17 protein-coding genes are annotated in these 18,317 nt (G+C 66.9%); 9 read left to right on the forward strand and 8 right to left on the reverse strand.

The features are described from left to right. Positions 1-225: 225 nt before the first annotated feature. Together DBO33_RS09715 and DBO33_RS09720 are read right to left on the reverse strand one after the other, a co-directional pair. Positions 226-537 carry an AzlD domain-containing protein gene (locus tag DBO33_RS09715; RefSeq protein WP_107654735.1) on the reverse strand — a complete coding sequence of 104 codons (312 nt, stop codon included), beginning with the start codon at positions 535-537 and terminating at the stop codon, positions 226-228. After that, on the reverse strand, positions 534-1,268 hold the full coding sequence (locus tag DBO33_RS09720; protein ID WP_107654736.1) for an AzlC family ABC transporter permease: 735 nt from the start codon (positions 1,266-1,268) through the stop codon (positions 534-536). The genes DBO33_RS09715 and DBO33_RS09720 overlap by 4 nt, the downstream gene beginning before the upstream one ends. Positions 1,269-1,347: 79 nt before the next feature. Here DBO33_RS09720 and DBO33_RS09725 point away from each other — a divergent pair, with 79 nt between their 5' ends. Beyond that, on the forward strand, positions 1,348-1,917 hold the full coding sequence (locus DBO33_RS09725) for a helix-turn-helix domain-containing protein (RefSeq protein WP_234390759.1): 570 nt from the start codon (positions 1,348-1,350) through the stop codon (positions 1,915-1,917). A 20-nt stretch (positions 1,918-1,937) separates the two neighbouring features. On the opposite strand, the gene DBO33_RS09730 is transcribed toward DBO33_RS09725, so the two are convergent. Further along, positions 1,938-2,642 carry an HNH endonuclease gene (locus DBO33_RS09730; protein ID WP_228542192.1) on the reverse strand — a complete coding sequence of 235 codons (705 nt, stop codon included), beginning with the start codon at positions 2,640-2,642 and terminating at the stop codon, positions 1,938-1,940. Positions 2,643-2,874: 232 nt separating this feature from the next. Between DBO33_RS09730 and DBO33_RS09735 the strand changes: the two genes are divergently transcribed. From DBO33_RS09735 to DBO33_RS09765, 7 genes are all read left to right on the forward strand, one after another. Then, positions 2,875-3,300, forward strand: coding sequence for a globin (locus tag DBO33_RS09735; RefSeq protein ID WP_107654737.1), 426 nt, complete (start codon positions 2,875-2,877; stop codon positions 3,298-3,300). Between the two features lie 134 nt (positions 3,301-3,434). Further along, positions 3,435-5,036 (forward strand): glycoside hydrolase family 13 protein, encoded by a 1,602-nt coding sequence (locus tag DBO33_RS09740; protein ID WP_199856569.1) that lies wholly within the window; start codon positions 3,435-3,437, stop codon positions 5,034-5,036. An 813-nt stretch (positions 5,037-5,849) separates the two neighbouring features. Then, a complete protein-coding gene (locus tag DBO33_RS09745; RefSeq protein WP_107654739.1) occupies positions 5,850-7,922 on the forward strand; it encodes a hypothetical protein in 2,073 nt (690 codons plus the stop codon). An 854-nt stretch (positions 7,923-8,776) separates the two neighbouring features. Next, the gene (locus DBO33_RS09750; RefSeq protein WP_107654740.1) at positions 8,777-9,208 is read left to right on the forward strand and encodes a hypothetical protein; all 432 of its coding nucleotides are present in this window, start codon (positions 8,777-8,779) and stop codon (positions 9,206-9,208) included. 89 nt (positions 9,209-9,297) lie between these two features. Continuing rightward, positions 9,298-9,603: an aa3-type cytochrome oxidase subunit CtaJ gene (gene ctaJ / locus DBO33_RS09755; RefSeq protein WP_107660122.1), complete on the forward strand. Its 306-nt coding sequence runs from the start codon at positions 9,298-9,300 to the stop codon at positions 9,601-9,603. Beyond that, positions 9,590-10,054 (forward strand): DUF5130 domain-containing protein, encoded by a 465-nt coding sequence (locus tag DBO33_RS09760; protein WP_107654741.1) that lies wholly within the window; start codon positions 9,590-9,592, stop codon positions 10,052-10,054. The genes ctaJ and DBO33_RS09760 overlap by 14 nt, the downstream gene beginning before the upstream one ends. A gap of 178 nt (positions 10,055-10,232) precedes the next feature. Next, a complete protein-coding gene (locus tag DBO33_RS09765; RefSeq protein ID WP_107660123.1) occupies positions 10,233-11,036 on the forward strand; it encodes an NAD(P)H-binding protein in 804 nt (267 codons plus the stop codon). A 64-nt stretch (positions 11,037-11,100) separates the two neighbouring features. On the opposite strand, the gene pepN is transcribed toward DBO33_RS09765, so the two are convergent. Beyond that, the gene (gene pepN, locus DBO33_RS09770; protein WP_107654742.1) at positions 11,101-13,680 is read right to left on the reverse strand and encodes an aminopeptidase N; all 2,580 of its coding nucleotides are present in this window, start codon (positions 13,678-13,680) and stop codon (positions 11,101-11,103) included. A gap of 112 nt (positions 13,681-13,792) precedes the next feature. Between pepN and DBO33_RS09775 the strand changes: the two genes are divergently transcribed. Beyond that, positions 13,793-14,629, forward strand: a complete 837-nt coding sequence (locus DBO33_RS09775) for a phosphoribosylaminoimidazolesuccinocarboxamide synthase (RefSeq protein ID WP_107654743.1) — start codon at positions 13,793-13,795, stop codon at positions 14,627-14,629. 6 nt (positions 14,630-14,635) lie between these two features. Here DBO33_RS09775 and DBO33_RS09780 read toward each other — a convergent pair whose 3' ends face one another. From DBO33_RS09780 to DBO33_RS09795, 4 genes are all read right to left on the reverse strand, one after another. Further along, positions 14,636-15,121, reverse strand: a complete 486-nt coding sequence (locus DBO33_RS09780; RefSeq protein WP_107654744.1) for an NUDIX domain-containing protein — start codon at positions 15,119-15,121, stop codon at positions 14,636-14,638. 56 nt (positions 15,122-15,177) lie between these two features. Then, positions 15,178-16,422 (reverse strand): RNA polymerase sigma factor, encoded by a 1,245-nt coding sequence (locus DBO33_RS09785; RefSeq protein WP_107654745.1) that lies wholly within the window; start codon positions 16,420-16,422, stop codon positions 15,178-15,180. Continuing rightward, on the reverse strand, positions 16,419-16,820 hold the full coding sequence (locus DBO33_RS09790) for a YciI family protein (RefSeq protein WP_107654746.1): 402 nt from the start codon (positions 16,818-16,820) through the stop codon (positions 16,419-16,421). The genes DBO33_RS09785 and DBO33_RS09790 overlap by 4 nt, the downstream gene beginning before the upstream one ends. 111 nt (positions 16,821-16,931) lie before the next feature. Continuing rightward, positions 16,932-18,167, reverse strand: a complete 1,236-nt coding sequence (locus DBO33_RS09795) for an NAD(P)/FAD-dependent oxidoreductase (RefSeq protein WP_107654747.1) — start codon at positions 18,165-18,167, stop codon at positions 16,932-16,934. Between the last annotated feature and the right edge of the window lie 150 nt (positions 18,168-18,317).

Genomic DNA, 18,317 nt, shown 5'->3' on the forward strand with positions numbered 1-18,317 from the left:
CACGCCTCGGCATAAGGCCGCCTCCGAACCGATGCTGCGGCGACTGATCGGCGGGTTTCCCTAGGCCACACCAAGGCCGGCGCCGTCGCCAGCCGCCCAGCAGGCCAGCGGATCGCGCCGCCTGCTGCACATCGAGATCCGCACCCTCTCTTGGGATCCGCACTCGCTAGGAGCGCCACAGCCGGTGCGTCTCCCGTGAACGAGTGCGGCGGTTGCCTGCAGCGGTCAGGGGAGGCCGAGTAGGCGGAGGAGGGCGGTGGTTGCTGCGGCGGCGAGGATCACCAGCAGGATGGGTCGTTTGCGCCAGGCCAGTAGGGCGGCCACGAGAACGCCTGCGGGGAGCGCGAATCCGAAGTGGCCGGAGGCGGTGGGCAGCGCGGTGACCGCCACCAGAGCGGCGAGGAGAACGACCGCGCCGACCTCCAGCAGCTGAATTGTGCGGGCAGGGAAGCGGATACGGTCACGCAGCGCTGGACCGGACCAGCGGAAGGCGTAGGTTCCCAGAGCGAGGGCGATCATGCCCGCGATCAGCATCATTCGACACCTGATTCACACGTGGTCCGCTCGCAATCAGCAGCGTCCGATTCAGCAGTGGTTCCCTTACCACCCCAAGGCCCCACGAAGAACAAACCCGAAAGCGCCACCAGCACAGGCATTCCCGCAGGCAAGAACGGCGCACTGGCCACCGCCGCCACCGCACCCACCAGCGCCGCGCGCCGTGTCGCTATGTCCCGCAACGCCGGAACGATCAACGCGAGCAGCACCGCGGGGAACACCGCGTCCAATCCGAACGCCGCGGTATCCGGCACAAACGACCCGATCACCGCACCGAGCGCGGCACCAACTGGCCAGGCCAGCAGCACACCGAAACCGCAGGCCCAGTAGGCAGCCCGCTTCCGCTCGGCGTCGGGTTGAGCAAGCGACATCGCCACCGACTCGTCGTTCATCAGGTGCACACCCAGGAACCGCCGCCACCCGGTACCGACCACATCGGGCACCGACAACCCGTACGGCAGATGCCGAGCATTGACCACCAGCCCGGCCAGCACGGCCGCGATCGGACTGCCACCGGCCGCGACAATCCCGATGAACAGAAACTCCGCACCCCCGGCGAGCACCACGATCCCGAGCACAATGGGCAGCCACGCAGGGAGGCCGGTGGTCACCGCCGTCGCACCGTAGGACACCCCGATCACCCCGACGGCAAGGCACACCGCCGCGATCCCGGAGAACGTATCCCTGCCGAGTGTTCGCCATATCGAACGCATGTAGCTTATAGTGAACACAGCAAACCGATCCGTCAATATGGTTTCCTGTTGAGTGTTCGATCACACGATGGGAGGGCAAGTGGCACAGCGGGACTCACCGGCGCAGACACCCCAGGCGGTGATCGCTGCCGCTTTGCGCCGTGAACGCACCCGGGCCGGCCTGTCCCTCACCGAGGTCGCAAACCGCGCGGGCATCGCGAAATCCACCCTCTCCCAACTGGAATCGGGCACCGGCAACCCGAGCCTGGAAACTCTGTGGGCACTGTGCGTCGCATTGGATATGCCCTTCTCCGGCTTGCTCGACCCGCCACGCCCCACCGTTCAGGTGATTCGCGCGGGGGAGGGCCCGGTGGTCGCCGCCGCGGAATCCGACTACCGCGCGACCCTGCTGGCCGCGAGCCCGCCGAACTCCCGCCGCGACCTGTTCCGGATCACCGCCGAACCAGGCCACGCCCGCCGCTCCGAGCCGCACATCCCCGGTGTGGTCGAGCACGTACTACTCGCAAGCGGCCGCGCCAAAGTCGGCTTGATCGACGAACCCGTCGACCTGTCCCCGGGCGACTACATCTCCTACCCGGGCGATCTCCCACACGTCTTCGAAGCACTGGAGCCCGCCACCTGGGCAACCCTGGTGATCGAATACACCTAGGCCCCTGTATCGAACCGGGGCTAGGCGGCGCCTTCACCCAGGTACTGCAACCACACCGGGTCCAGATCGGCTGTCGTGGACAGCAGCCGCCAGTGCGGTCCTTTCGGCGAGACCAGCGGTGAGCGCAAGGTCCAGCCCAGTTCGCTCAGCATCTTGTCGGCCTTACGGTGATTGCACGGCGCGCAGCTGGCGACGCAGTTCTCCCAGGAGTGTTCTCCGCCCCGGCTGCGCGGGATGACGTGGTCGATGGTTTCGGCTTTGCCGCCGCAGTAGCCGCAGCGATAACGGTCGCGGTGCATGAGCGCGGCGCGGGTCATCGGGACGCGGGCCCGATACGGCACATGGACATAGGTGCGCAGGCGGATCACCGAGGGAATCGTGACGGCGGATTCGGCGGAATGGACGACCGGACCCTCGACGTCGTGATGGACGGTGTCTGCTTTATCGCAGATGAGCAAGACGATCGCGCGACGCGCGGACAGAGCGGTGAGCGGCTCGTAGGTGGCGTTCAGAAGCAGCACCCGGCGCTTCAACCAGCTCGGACTCTCGCTGTGCGGCGGTGCGGAGCGGTGCGCATGATCGGCGTGACCGTGATGCGCGCCCGGATAATGATCGGACAAGATGTGCAGCGGAGTAGCCCCCGACCCACGATTGTGGACGTCGGCGGGCTGGAGTTGTCGGTGTGTGCGCGCCTCGTGTGATCTGGCGCTGTGCCGCTGCTTCATCTGGACCTCAATTTCATGATTGGCAGGATCATGCTGTTAGCTCGGCAGAGATTGCCACCCAGTTGACCATGGAACGTCGGCTATTGCACGGTGATTTTCAACAATGTCCGGTTAACTGTGGCTGAAGAGCCGCCGGCCCGCGATTTACCGTCCCGAGAAACCGCGGTGTGGGCTGCCGATGCCGAGCGCGGGCACAATGGACGTCGGCGCATCCAGCGAATCGAGAGGGTCTATGACTTCGGGCGAGCAGACAGCAGCGGCTTCGGCAGAACAGGCGACGTCGTTCTACGACGCGGTCGGCGGGGCGGAAACGTTCCGGCGCATCGTCGCGGCGTTCTACCGCGAGGTGGCGACCGACGAGGTGCTGCGCCCGCTCTATCCCGAGGAAGATCTCGGCCCGGCCGAGCGCAGACTGCGCATGTTCCTGGAGCAGTACTGGGGCGGGCCGCGGACCTACGGCGAGGAGCGCGGGCACCCCCGGCTGCGGATGCGGCATCACCCGTTCACCATCGGTCCGCTGGAGCGCGACGCGTGGTTGCGTTGCATGCGAATCGCCGTAGCCGAGATCGAACCCGAGCTACTCGATGACGAGCACCGCAAGGCGCTGCTGGACTACCTGGAGATGGCGGCGAATTCGCTGATGAACGCCCCCTGGTGAGGGCGTTTGGCGTCAGAGCCGAGACGGGCCGAGGGTTTTCGGCGCGTCGCGGTGGACGCTGGCAATTTGCCGGAAGTTGAGATCGGTGCTCCGCCTAAGGGTTTTTGCCGCAAAACTTTGGCACTATTGCAGGTGTGACTGATACACCCGCCGTGCTGGTGCCGGCGGATCGCACCAAGCAACCATGGTGGCGGTCGGCCGTTTTCTACCAGGTTTATCCCCGATCATTCGCGGACTTCGATGGCGACGGGGTCGGTGACCTCGGCGGCGTCCGGGAGAAGCTCGGCTACCTCGAACTGCTCGGCATCGACGCACTCTGGGTGTGTCCGGTGATGACCTCGCCGATGGCCGACGGCGGCTACGACGTGGCCGACCCGCGCGATATCGATCCCCTGTTCGGCGGCCTGGCCGCCATGGACGAGCTGATCGCCGAGGCGCACCTGCGCCACATCAAGATCACGATGGACTTGGTGCCGAACCACACCAGCAGCGAACATCCCTGGTTCCTCGCGGCCCTGGAAGCCGGACCCGGCAGCCCGGAACGGGCGCGCTACCTCTTCCGGGACGGGCGCGGTCCCGGCGGCGACGCCCCACCGAACAACTGGCCGAGCATCTTCGGCGGTCCCGCGTGGACCAGGATCACCGAGCCCGACGGCACACCGGGCCAGTGGTACCTGCACATCTTCGCGCCCGAACAGCCCGACCTGAACTGGGAAAACCCGGAGGTCGCCGCCGATTTCGAGAAGACCCTGCGGTTCTGGCTCGACCGCGGCGTCGACGGCTTCCGCCTCGACGTGGCGCACGGCATGGCGAAACCGGCCGGTCTGCCCGACATGGCGGTGGCCAAATCCAGCATGCTGTCCAACGACGACGACGATCCGCGCTTCAACAACCCCGCCGTGCACGAGATCCACCGCCGCATCCGCAAGGTGCTCGACGACTACCCGGACGCGGTGTCGATCGGCGAGGTCTGGGTGAACGACAACACCCGATTCGGCGAGTACCTGCGCCCCGACGAGCTACACCTGGCCTTCAATTTCCGGCTGGCCAAGACCGACTTCGACGCCGACCACGTGCGTACGGCGATCGACAATTCACTCGCCGCGGTCGCACCGGTCGCGGCCGCACCCACCTGGACGCTGTCCAACCACGACATCGCCCGGGAAGTCACCCGCTACGGCGGCGGCACGGTGGGTGAGGCGCGGGCCCGCGCGATGCTGCTGGTCGAGCTCGCGCTGCCCGGCACGGTCTTCATCTACAACGGCGCCGAACTCGGTCTGCCGAACGTGGACGACCTACCCGACGAGGTACTGCAAGACCCGGCATGGGAACGGTCGGGGCACACCGAACGCGGCCGCGACGGCTGCCGGGTGCCGATCCCGTGGGAGGGCACCACACCGCCGTTCGGCTTCACCACCGGCACACCCTGGCTGCCGATGCCGGCCGACTGGGCCGGACGCACCGTGGAAGCCCAGCTCGAGGAACTCGGCTCCACCCTCTCGCTCTACCGGATGGCCATCGAATTACGCGGCCTGCGACCGGAGTTCAGCGGTGACCGGATCGAGTGGTACGGCAGCCCGCCCGGGTGCCTCGCCTTCCGCCGCGAGGGTGGCCTGGTCTGTGTGCTGAACGCGTCGAACACACCCACCCAGTTGCCACCCGGCGACGTGCTGCTGGCCAGTGCCGCGCTCGATGGTGGGCAGTTGCCGCCGAACACGGCCGCCTGGTTGGTCTAGCGGGCGCGGTGGTCCGCTGAACTTTTCGATGGGCAGCCCGTCGACAGACTGCGGAAGCCGCTGCGGCAGAACGATGCTGAAGGCATAGGGGTTGCGGCGTCCACTCGGACAGGTACGCGTAGTTGTGCTGGGGTGTTGCTGTGTGCAGCCACACCCCAGCATGGGCAGGGCTGCGCCCTTAGCGATTGATCGTTGCGAGCCCGTCGGCCGCCTCTACGCCGCCGGAAAGCCGCATCCGCCACGCCGAAATTTGCCTATGTGCGCGATGCATTTTTCCAATTGGACTAGTTTGCGCGGTCCAAATCTGCGTTCAGGGGGCTTGCGTTTTAGTCCAAATCGCTGGTCGGCGAGGTTGTAGTCGAACCGAACGCGGTTCGCTCTCAGCGAAGTTACACATTTGTGATTTTTGCTCTCGGGGACTGGCCGTGAGCGGTCGCGGAATGGGAGACTGGTCGGTGCCCCCAGTGCAGTGGGGGGCCGCGCTCGGCTTAACCAGCCTGTAGCGCGCAGTGCCGCGATGGTCCCGAATTCGGCTGCACCCACGATGCTTTGGGGTTCGCGAGGCACGCGAGGCTTAACGGCTGGTACCCACCTCATAGTGGATCCGGACCTCTAGCGCCGATCGAAGTGGTCGGCGCGCAGCATCGCGGCCCGCGGACTCCTTCGTTACACAGGTTGAGGAGTTGACGTGACCGGTTTTGTCGTGTCCGCCGGAGTACCGAGGTGCATGCGGCGTAGGAGAGCTGGCTGTGGCGCGTGGCTCGGTGGCGCACTACGTCGGGTTCCGGGTGGTGCTGACTGCCGTTCACCGCGGTGAGCGCCGAGGTGTCCGCGGCCGAGAAGGCAGGCGCCGAGCTGAAACTCACGCTCGATCTCGACGACGCCTCTTACGATCGACTGCGCGCGGAGTTCCTGGAGATGACCGCCGAGGCGCAGCGTTCATCGGGGTTGTCCAGGGCTGCTGTCGCGAAACGCTGTGCCGGTAAGCCCGGACGGCAGACGGTGTACAACTACGCCGGAAACCCCACCTACACGAGCTTCCCGAAGCCTGCACTGCTCGAAAAGTATTTGCAGAGCTGCGAACTCCCACCGGAGCAGATCGAGTTCGCGGTGGCCCGTTGCGCGGAGATCAGGCGCAGGTTCCCGGAGGCGGGCAAGGGAGGGCCCCGCGGAACGGAGGAGTCGGCCCGAGCCCAGGCCGACGGTGTGCACTCTCCCGGACGGAACATGAGTGCCCCCGGGCCGGTTGTCGGGCAGCGGGAAAGCCTTTCGCCGAACACCGTATACGCGGGTCCCGGCACCTCGTTGTCTGCTCAGCCGGGTGGCTGGTCGGAGTGGTGGCGTGGGCTTACCCAACGGTTTTCGCCGAGAAAGGGCTTCTCGCCGGTTGATGTCTACGGCTCCGTCGGCACGCGGTTCATCACGCCCCTGCCGGCCACACAGTACGAGCCGCATGAGTACGAACCGTGGCAGCCGAGCGATCCCGCGGTGCAGGCAGTGGGCGCCGAGTCGGCTGTGCAAGCCGACCGTTGGTGGGTCGGCAGCGTGCTGCGGGATTCGGGGGTGCGGGTCTCGCCAGGTCGAATGGCATTGCGGTTCGTTCGGGAAGAACTCGCTGACCCGCGCTCCCTCGAGAATCTCACCGCGGCGTCGCTCATCCGCAGGGCTTATGGTGCTGCGGGCATTACTGTGCGGACCCGTGCGGGCGAACAGGCCGAGGCCGGCGTGCACGTGCCGTTCGAGAACGCCGAGCCGGGTGACATCCTCATCCTGGTCGACGGCCGTGAATGCCTTTATGCGGGCAATGGACTCGCGCTGCTGTTCGCCGCGTCGGTGGGTGGATCGTACGGCTGGCTGATTCCCCGTGATCAGGTTCGCACGACACGCCGCATCACGTGGGAGTCTGTGCTGCTGACGGATCGTCCTGCGCAGAGCCCGTGCACATCAACAGTTTTCGATGCGGCTCTTTCGTCGGCTGACATCCCGCTTGGCCCGGGAGACGGTGAGCCGACGCATCAGGTGACGTTCCCGGCCGACACGGCCCGGGCTGACTCGTTGACCGAGAAGGTCATATCGGAGTACGAGGCGGTCATGGGTGTGGTGACCGAACGGGTCGAGGCCGCGGCGCGGGCCGCCGGACCGGGACCGGCCGCACTGCGGGCGATCGACCGCCTGGTCTTCCCGTACGAGGGATCGCAGGCATGGCTCGTCCGTGAGGCATTCAAGGCCATCGACTTGCCGTTGCCACCCGATATCCGGTTCGAGTTGCCGGTCATGGCGGTCGCCGTACGCCACGTCGACTTGCGTCCCGGCGACATCGTGTTCACCGAATCCGGCGTGCTCGGAATGTACGGCGGTCACGGTGAACTCGTGTATCTGGGGTCGGCGGGCACCAAGGCCACCAGTGTGCTGCAGCCCGCGTTGTACGTGGCGGCGTGGCGGGTGACCGCCGTGCCGGCGCGGACCGGTTATGGGCTGGTGAGCTCAGTGGCGGTGGTCGATCATGACGGCACCGGACGCCTCGCGCGGATCTACCGGGCCGGTGAACGACGGAGCGGCCGGCATCGCCGGGTTCCGGAAACGGCCGAGGTCGTCGCCATGGTGATCGAGGTGGTCGAGCGCGCAAAGCAGCGTGGGGTCGCCGTGCCGTTGAGCGGACGAGATCTGTTTACCGCGGCCAAGATTCGAGGCGGAGTCGAGTTCACCTCGGTGACGACCGCATGGGATCCGGTGCGGGAACCGGTGTATCCACGTGACGCTCGGCTCCGCAATATTCAAGCGGTGTCTCCTGCGGACTCCGCGACGGCCGCGGAGTTGATGATGGCGCGCTTGGCCACGGCCGCCGCGGGTCGATGGTCTGCCCGCAATCGGCCGGGGGTCGCGTAGGACCGGGCTTTCGCTGTCCGGCACTGCGACGCCGCAGAATTCTCGATCGTCTACTTTTCCGTGCAGCCTGTGCTGATGTATTTGCATTTGCAATCTCGAGTCGGTAGGCATATCGGCGGCTCGGACACTTTGCTGTATGCAGTTTGTCGAGACTGCTGTTGTCGAGTACTGCACGGTTTTCTCGAAGGAACGCCTATTGCGTCTGGAATGTCCGTCGGGCCGAACTCTGCGTTCAGGGACGGGTCACTGGTTCACGCTGGTTCTCGGGCACATTCTCTGTGCGCGAGTCGGCCGGAGTCGGATCGCTGTGCTCGACCCGTAACCCGGTGCATGGTGGACTGGTTGCCGACGCAACCGCGACGGGCGGTCGTCATGCGGGTATGGCCTGCCCTCTGGTGGAAGTTTCCAAAAGCCCAGTTAAGAGCGGTGGAGCAGAGTCCAAATCCGTCCGTTTGGTACGACCTCCGAGAGTTTGGCGGAGCTTGGTTGGAACGGTGCCGACTCGTATTTGGAATTCCAATTCTAAACGCGTCTATCGGTGTGTCTGCTATTTGGAAGCTGTCCGAGAGTCACCGCTCTATCGGACCGATTTCGCTATGGGCTGAGTCACGTCTTCTGGGAGGGTGCAAAAGGAATGTTGAAACTCGGCCGGTCTTGGCTATGCTCGTATTCGTCCTCTCGCTGGCGAAGGGTGGCAGGCCCGGTGATCTCGAATCGGGCCCGCCGCGAATTCCAGAGAAGAACTGCACGTAATCGTGCGTCGGTCGCATTCCCTGAATATTCCTGAGTTCGTGTTCCGTCGTGCTGATTCAGTGCTCGAACACGGATTCCTCACCTAGGAAGACGAAACGCAGATGCTGAATTCTCACCGCGATCCCGCGGGGGACGCCACGCGCACAGGTGATACCGGAGACCGGTTGGCCACCTCGCGCGCGCAGGACGACATCGCCGACAGTGTCCGGGCGGATGTGCCGTCCGGCCCTGCGCTGCCGGTGTCGTTCCCGGTATCGGCAGTCCCGATCGGTGCCCGACCCACGACTGCCGGCCTGATCGGTCGCACGCTGCGGCTCGATCTCCCGGTTGCGGTGGCCGGCGTGATGACGACCGCGACGTTCGCCGAGATGGTCAGCAACGGATGGCCTGACGATGTCGAGCATCGGACGCTGGCCTGCGCTGCGATCGTTTTCACCCTCCGTACCGGGTGGCGGATCGCTCGGGCACTGTGGCGGCGGTGCGGGCCGGAAGAGATCCACGTCAGCGTCCGGTTTCGACCTCCGCGCCCATGACCGGCGGGGTCGTCGCCGCGACCCGACACGAAACAGTCACAGTGCGACCAGAAGAAGAACTACTACAGAGCATCGTCTACCGTTGGACCGTGAGCATTCTCGAGACAGTGCTGATCTTCCTCGGCATCCCGCTGGTGGTCTACGGCGCGATTGCCGGATTGTCGTATCTCGGTAAGCCACTCCCCGGCGAGAAGCCTTCTCACTACGACCTCGGTCAGCAGTGGACGGCGGCGCCGGTGCTGTGGAGTGCGACCGACGAGGTGACGAACGCATTTCACCACGAAAGGGCCGAGGAGTCGCACGGCCACCACGCGGAGTCGGCGCATGGTCATCATGCGGCGCTCGAAGCCCCCAAGGCGGAGCTGATCGGAGGCCGGGCAAGTGGCAAATTCTAAGTGGCCCGCGGTAGTCGAGTCCGAACTGCCGCACGGGTACGTGGTGACCACCAGCGGACGCGTCTCCGGCGTGCACGAGGCGGGTGACGTGTTCAAGGAGGCCCCGTTCAGCGACGAAGAGCGGCTGGCCATGGACAACGTGCTCACCGAGGCGACCCGCGCGACCAAGGTGCGCTTCAACGTCTACATCGGCGATCTCGGTGCCGATCCGGCCGCTGGTGCGGACGCGATCTTCCCCTCGACCCCCGAGGCGTCCCGTTCGGTGCTCATCGCGGTCTCGCCCAACGACAAGGCGATCGAGGTCCGCTCCGGCCGCGACGTCGCCGACCGTGCGAACGACCGGGTCTGCCAGCTCGGCGTCACCGCCGCATCGAGCTCGTTCCGGCAGGGCCAGCTGATCGACGGCCTGGTTTCCGCCGTTCGCGTGATGGCTGCCGCGATCGGCCGCTGACCATCCCGCCCCAGCGGCGGAGTCACGAGTGATGCTTCCGGCGCGCTCACCCACTGGGTGAGCGCGCCGGTGGCGTTTGCGGGCACTTCACCACAAGCCCAGACGCGGAAATTTTTCTCTGCGCAAGCACCACAATTTGGGGTTGCCGCTGGGTGCGCCCGCCGCGCAGGGTGGTGAGATGAAAATTCTTGTGACAGGAGCTACCGGAAATATCGGACGGATGGTGGTCGACCACCTGCTCGCGGCGGGGGCACAGGACGTACGGGCGCTGTCGAATCATCCGGAGCGGACGAACTTTCCGGCCGGAGTGGAGGTCGTCAAGGGTTACCTGAAGCGGGTGTCGTCGTTGCCCGCCGCCTTCGAGGGGGTGGACCGGATGTATCTCGCCCCGGTCCTGGAAACCATCGACGAGGTTGTCGCGGCGGCGAAAGCCGCGGGCGTCCGGCACATCGTCGATTTGTCCGGCAACGAGTACACCGACTGGCAGCCGATCGCGCAGGCCGTGGAGAACTCCGGGCTCGACTGGACGCACCTCTATGCCGGCGAATTCACCGAGAACGCCACCATCTGGGCCGACCAGATCAAGGCCGGTGACGTGCTGCCGGACGCCTACCCGGAGGCCGCCAACGCACCGCTGGTGATGGACGACATCGCCCGCGTCGCCGCAGCCGTCTTGCTGTCCGAGGGGCACGCAGGCAAAACCTACGAACTCACCGGGCCGGAAACCTTGACCAGGGCGGAGAAGATCAACCAGCTCGGCGCGGCACTGGGCCGCCCCCTCACGATGGTGAAAGTGTCACGGGAGGAGGCGATTCAGCACTTGACACCGGTCATGGGCGAATACGCCGAGTGGTACGTCGACGGCCTCGCCACCATGGTCGAGCACCCGCAGCAGGCGAACACCATCATCGCCGACCTCACCGGCGCCCCCGCCACCACCTTCGCCCAGTGGGCCGCCGCCAATACCGCTCTGTTCCAGTGACATTCATGATCAACGGGACATGTCGGCGAAGCTAGAGCCGTCATGTCCCGTTGATCATGTTTCGCTACCGGCTGTCGAATACCCGTGCGCGCAGGGCGCGTTCGACGCCTGCCTTGCCCTCGATCACCAGACGGCGCAGCGCGGGCGGGTGCTCACCGGCCAGGAACTTGTCGGCCGCCGCGACCGCGTCGTCACTGATCGCCCAGCTCGGGTAGAGGTTGACCACCACGGTCTGGGCGACCTCGCTGGAGCGCCGCTCCCACACGCCGGGGATCGCCGCGAAGTACCGATCCACGTAAGGCGCGAGCAGCTCGGCCTGACCGGCCGGTGCGAAGCCCGCGGCGATCGCGCGGGCGGTGATGTTGGAGATGGTGTCGTCCTCCACCACCTTGGTCCAGGCCTGCTCCTTCACCGCCGCGATCGGGCGCGCGGTCGCCGCGGTGGCGGCATGCCGCTTGCCCGCCGCGGTCGGATCCTTGGCCAGCACCTGGTCGATGAACGGGGTATCGAGGCCGTCGGCGTCGATCTCGCCCGCCGCCGCCAGCGCGATCACCAGGCGCCAGCGCAGGTCGGTGTCGATGACCAGACCGGCCAGGCCGACCTTCGCCGGGTCGCCGTCGAGCAGCTCCTGCAACACCTCGGTGTGCCAGGCGGACAGCTTGGCCGCGGCGAGCGCGTTGACGAAGGCCAGCTGGTGATCCGAGCCGCCCTCGGCCTCGCGAGCCAGCTCGAGCAGCCGGTCGGCGTACACGGTCCAGCCAGTGCTCGCCGACCATTCCGGGTCGGCGTAGCTGCGCAGCGTCAGGTTCGCCTGCATCAGGAGTCGTTGCACCACACCGATTTCCGATTCCGCGCCGACGCCGCGCTGGACCAGCGCGAGGAAGTCGCGGGCCCGGAACTCGGCCTGGCGGGTCATCTCCCAGGCCGCCGACCAGGCGAGGGTGCGCGGCAGCGGCTCGGCGATATCGGCGATCCGGTTGACGAGCACGTCCAGCGATCCGGCGTCGAGGCGCACCGAGCAGTAGGTCAGGTCGTCGTCGTTGATCAGCACGAACTGACCGCTGGCCACGCCGACCAGCTCGGGCACCTCGGTGCGCTCGGCCGCCTGGACGTCGAGCTCGACGCGCTTGGTACGCACCAGCTTTCCGTCCTGGTCGTCGTAGACGCCGATGGCGAGCCGGTGTACGCGGCGCTCACCGGCGCCCGGCTCCGCGCCGCCCTGCAGGACGGCGAACGAGGTGAAGTTGCCGTCGCCGTCGACCGTGAAGTCGGGGCGCAGGGTGTTCAGGCCGGTGGTCTTGAGCCACTGCGCGCCCCAGTCGGAAAGGTCACGGCCGGAGGACTTTTCCAGCGCCGCGAGCAGATCGTCGAAGGTGGCGTTGCCGTAGGCGTGATCGGCGAAGTAGGCGCGCAGACCCGCCAGGAACGGCTCCAGTCCCACGTAGGCGACCAACTGCTTCAGCACGCTCGCGCCCTTGGCGTAGGTGATGCCGTCGAAGTTGACCTCGACGGCGGCCAGGTCGGGGATGTCCGCCGCGATCGGGTGGGTGGAGGGCAGCTGGTCCTGCTGGTAGGCCCAGGACTTCTCCACATTCGCGAAAGTCGTCCAGGCGCTGGTGTATTCGGTCGCCTCGGCCTGGCACAGCACCGACGCGAAGGTGGCGAACGACTCGTTCAGCCACAGGTCGTCCCACCACTTCATGGTGACCAGGTCGCCGAACCACATGTGCGCCATCTCGTGCAGCACGGTCTCGGCGCGCCGCTCGTAGGACGCACGGGTCACCTTGGAGCGGAAGACGTAGTCCTCCAGGAAGGTCACCGCTCCCGCGTTCTCCATCGCGCCCGCGTTGAACTCGGGCACGAACAGCTGGTCGTACTTGCCGAACGCGTAGGGAACGCCGAAGTTGTTGTGGTAGAAGCCGAATCCCTGCTTGGTCTCGGTGAACAGCCGCTCTTCGTCCATGAACTCGGCCAGTGAAGCGCGGCAATAGATGCCGAGCGGGATGCTGCCGTGCTCGTCGGTGTAGACGTCGGTCCACTGCGCGTACGGGCCGGCGATGAGCGCGACCAAGTAGGTGCTCATCTTCGGGGTGGTACGGAAAACGTGCCGGCCCGGTTCCGCGGCAAGGGTTTCCACGACCGCGCCGTTGGAGATGACCTTCCACTCCGGCGCCGCCGTCACACTGACGTCGAACGTGGCCTTCAGGTCCGGCTGATCGAAGCAGGCGAACATCCGCTTGGCATCGGCGGTTTCGAACTGCGAGTACAGGTAGACCGAGTCGTCGGTCGGGTCGACGAAGCGGTGCAGACCCTCGCCGGTGTTCGAGTACTCGCAGTCGGCCTCCACCACCAGCTCGTTGCGCTCGGCCAGGTCGGGCAGCGTGATCCCGGTGGACTCGTCGTAGCCGGAGACGTCGAGTGCGGTGCCGTTGAGCACCGCCGAACGCACGCCGCGGGCCACCAGGTCGATGAAGGTGCTCGCGCCCGGCGTCGCGGCGAAGGTGACCGTGGTCCGGGAGCGGAAGGTCTGCTCGCCCGGTTTGCCCGCACCGTCGGTCAGGTCCAGGTCGATGCGGTAGTTGTCGACCGTCACTGTCGACGCGCGTTCGATCGCCTGGTCGCGAGTCAGGTTCGGTGCGGACATAGGGCTCCTTCGGGTTCGAAGAACTAGCTCGGGCGTTCCCCACGATGCCACCTGGGTAAGGTTGCCCGCGCGGGACTTTTTACTGAACCCTATCCAGGATCGGAGCTGCGGAGTGAAGCATGTGCACGCCGGCAAGGTGCGCGACCTCTACGAGGACGGCGACACCCTGCTGCTCGTCGCGTCCGATCGGGTCTCGGTCTACGACGTGGTGCTGCCGACGCCGATCCCGGACAAGGGCGCGCTGCTGACCCAGCTGTCCAACTGGTGGTTCGACTACTTCACCGACGTGCCCAACCACGTGGTCTCCGCCACCGAGGTGCCCGCCGAGTTCGCCGGTCGCGCCATCCGGGTCAAGCCGCTGAAGATGCTGCAGGTCGAGTGCATCGCCCGCGGTTACCTGGTCGGTTCGGGGCTCAAGGAGTACCAGCGGGAAGGCTCGGTGTCCGGCGTCGCGCTGCCGCCCGGCCTGCGCGAGGGCGACAAGCTGCCCGAGCCGATCTTCACGCCGACCACCAAGGCGTCCGAGGGACACGACGAGTCCATCACCTTCGCGGACGTGGTGAACCAGGAGGGCCGCGAGGTCGCCGAGAAACTGCGCGACCTGACCCTGCACATCTACTCCCGCGGCGCGGCGCACGCCGCCGAGCGCGGCGTCATCGTCGCCGACACCAAGGTCGAATTCGGCTGGGACGGTGACACTCTCACCCTCGGCGACGAGGTCTTGACCTCCGACTCGTCGCGCTTCTGGCCCGCCGCCGAATGGGAACCGGGCCGCGCGCAGCGCTCCTTCGACAAGCAGTTCGTCCGCGACTGGGCCACCTCCACCGGCTGGGACAAGGAGCCCCCCGGCCCGGAAATCCCGGCCGAGATTGTCGAGGTCACCCGCCAGAAGTACCGGGAGGCTTACGAACTCATCACCGGTCGCGCCTGGACGGGTGTGTCTCAGTAGGCGAACTCACGCCTGGCTGAGGTAGTCCTTCAGCCGGTCGAGGAACGGCCGCTGGCCGGTGCCGAGCTTGTCGTGCGCGGTGGCCAGGTCGAACCAGTCGGCGCGGTCGATCTCCGGGAAGCTGGCCATCCGGCCGGACCGCGGCGGCCACTCCATCTCGAACGTGCCCGGCACCACGTCGGCCGGGTCCAGATCGCCCTCGACCGCCCAGACGGTGACCGCCTTCTTGCCCTTGCCGCTGCCGTACCGCACGTCGCCGAGCGGAATCCAGTCGCCGGGCGGCACGAACAGGCCGAGCTCTTCGTGGAACTCGCGACTGGCCGCCGCCCGCGCGTCCTCCAGCTCCGGCTCGTACTCGCCCTTCGGAATGGACCACGCGCCGCTGTCCTTGCGCGCGAAGAACGGCCCACCCATATGCCCGATCAGCACCTCGACGTCCGCGCCGTCGCGCCGCCGGAACACCAAAACGCCCGCACTGGTCTTATCCGTCACCCCATGCAGTCTGCCGTACGAGTCGCGGTGGCCGCGGCAACCGTCGAGCGAGCCGCTCAGCGATGCCGGAGCTGGGCGGCGCGAAGGGTGAGGTAGTGGTTCTCCGGCGCGCTCGGGGTGCGGCCCGCCGCGGTGGTGTAGCAGGCGATGGCGGTGTCGGAATTGCCCGCCATCTCGTGCAGGTGGCCGCGGACAGCGTCGAGCCGGTGGTTGCCTGCCAGCCGATCGTCGAGGGTTGCGGCGAGATCCAGCCCGGCCTCGGGCCCGTGCACCATCGCGACCGCGACGGCCCGATTGAGCGTGACCATCGGGTTGTCCGAGAGCTTTTCGAGCAGGTCGTAGAGCGCGAGGATCTTGGTCCAGTCGGTTTCCTCGGCGCTGCCGGCCTGCGCGTGCAGCACCGCAATGGCCGCTTGGATCTGATACGGACCGGAAAGTCCTTGGGCGAGTGTGCTCGTCGCCAACGTGACGCCCTCGGTGATCTGCGCGCGATCCCACAGCGCACGGTTCTGCTCGGCGAGCGGAATCAGCTCGCCCTTGGCGCCGGTGCGGGCCGCACGCCGGGCATCGGTGAGCAGCATGAGCGCGAGCAGGCCGGTGACCTCGCTATCGTCGGGCAGCATTCGATGTACGGCGCGGGTGAGCCGAATCGCCTCAGCGGACAGGTCCGCGCGCTGCAACTCCGGGCCGGACGTACTGGTATTGCCTTCGTTGAAGATCAGATACAGCACGTGCAGGACGGTGCCGAGCCGAGCATGCCATTCGGTACCACCCGGCTGCGCGAACGGCCGATCCAGCGTCGCCAGTTTCTTCTTCGCCCGCGTGATCCGTTGCGCCATGGTCGCTTCCGGCAACAGGAACGCATGCGCGATCTCCGCCGTGCCGAGCCCGCCCACCGCGCGCAGCGTGAGCGCGATGGCGCTGGCCGAGGACAGCGCGGGATGGCAGCAGAGAAAGAACATCGCGAGGGTGTCGTCCTGATCGACCGGCATCGCGTCGGGCACGTCGCGGTCGAAGGCCGTTGTCTCCCTGCGCCGCCGGGCCACCTCGGCGCGCACCGCGTCGGCCATCCGGCGCTGCGCCACCTGGATCAGCCAGCCGCGCGGGTTGTCCGGTAGACCGTCCACCGGCCACTGGGTCGCGGCCGCGAGCATGGCCTCCTGCAGCGCGTCCTCCGCGGTGTCGAAATCACCGAATCGGCGGACCAACGCACCGAGGACCTGCGGCGCCAACTCGCGCAACAGGTCCTCGGCCCTCGCCGGGAGCGGTGTGTCGTCGGGCACCACTCGCCGGTTGGTCACAGGTCGCTGGCCGGGGCGCTCAGCACCGGCCGCACCTCGATGTATTCGCCGATCGGTTTGCCACCCGGCCCCGGTGCCGCCGAGGCTTTCGCGGCGATCTCGTAGGCCCGTTCCGGGCTGTCCACGTCGACGATCCAGTACCCGGCCAGGAATTCCTTCGTTTCCGGGAACGGTCCGTCGGTCACCACCGGCGCCGAGCGGCCGTCGGAGCTGACGATGCGGGCCTCGGTCGGGCCGGCGAGCCCTTGCGCATCTACCAGCTCACCCGACTTGGCCAGTTGCTCGCCGAGGGCGCGCTGAAAGTCTATGTGCGCCTGGATTTCTTCGGGGGACCATTCGTTGATCGGTGTGTCGCAGAACGCGGGGGCGGTGTAGGTCTTCAGCAGCATGTACTTCATCGGGTCCTCTTTCCGGCTACCGAGCGATGCGCCCGTGCGGCGCGCTCGTGGTGTAGTCGGAGCCCGGCAGGTCGATTCGACGTATCTTGCCGGCTATCGAAGTGATCTGCATCACAAGGGCTTCGAGGTGTCGGCCAGCGCGTCCGGGTCGACCGGTTCGCCGGCGAGGATCAGTTCCTTGATCCGGTCGGTCACGTCCCAGACGTTCACATTCATGCCCGCGAGGATCCGGTTGTCCGAGTCGAGCCAGAACGCGACGAACTCGCGTTTGCCGACATCGCCGCGCGTCACCACCCGGTCGTAGTCGCCGGGGGCGGCGTAGCCGGTGTACTCCATGCCCAGGTCGTACTGGTCGGTGAAGAAGTAGGGCAGCCGGTCGTAACTGGCTTCCTTACCGAGCATGGTCGCGGCGGCCACGGCGGGCTGGTTGAGCGCGTTTGCCCAGTGCTCCACGCGAATTCGGCGGTTGAGCACCGGATGCTGTTGTTCGGCGATGTCGCCGACGGCGACGATGTCCGGGTCGCTGGTGGCCAGGTGTTCGTCGACGAGCACGCCCCCGTCGACGTCGAGCCCCGCCTCGGCGGCCAGTTCGATGTTCGGCTTCGCACCTACAGCGACCAGCACGGCCTCGGCGTCGATGACGGTGTCGTCGGCGAGTTTCACCCCGCTCGCCAGCCTGGTTCCGATGCCTTCCTTCGTGGTGATCTCGCTGACCTGAACTCCGAGGCGCAGGTCGACCCCGTGCGAACGATGCAGGTCGGCGAACACCTCGCCCATTTCCGGTCCGAGCGCGCCGAGCAGTGGCTGCTCCGCGCTCTCGAGCACGGTTACCTCGAGGTCGGCGGCGCGGGCCGCCGCGGCGACCTCCAGGCCGATCCAGCCTGCCCCGATGATCACGATGCGCTGTGCGGCGCTCGCGAAGAGCTCGATCAGGGTGTCGGAGTCCTCGATGGTGCGCAGCGTGTACACGTTGGGCGCGTCGGCGCCGGGGATGGACAGGGTGCGCGGGGACGAGCCGGTGGCGAGCGCCAGCTTGTCGTAGGACACCGTCGAACCGTCCGGCAGCGAGACCGTCTTCGCGTCGCGATCGAGGCCTTCGACGGTCGTGCCGACCCGGACCTCGACACGATGGTCGCGATACCACTGACGCGGTTCGCAGGTGAATTCGGCGAGCTGTTTCTTGCCCGCCATATGGTCCTTGGACAGCGGTGGTCGCTCGTAGGGCAGCCATTCCTCCGCGCCGATGAGCGTCACCGAGCCGGGAAAGTCGTTGGCGCGCAAGGCCTCCGCCAGTTTGGCCGCAGCCAGTCCGCCGCCGACGATGACGAAATGCTCATCCGAGGTCATTCGGACTCCTTGTCGAGAGGGAACCGGACTCCTGCGAATAGACCCTACTGGGGCAGGCGGCGCCGTCTCCCGAAAACGCGGGCACCGGATGGGAACGAATCGGGAGCCGGTGTGGTTGGTTCGGTATAGCGGCGGGGCACCAGCGCGCGC

The organism is Nocardia suismassiliense, assembly GCF_900269665.1.
GTDB classification, from domain to species: Bacteria; Actinomycetota; Actinomycetes; order Mycobacteriales; family Mycobacteriaceae; genus Nocardia; species Nocardia suismassiliense.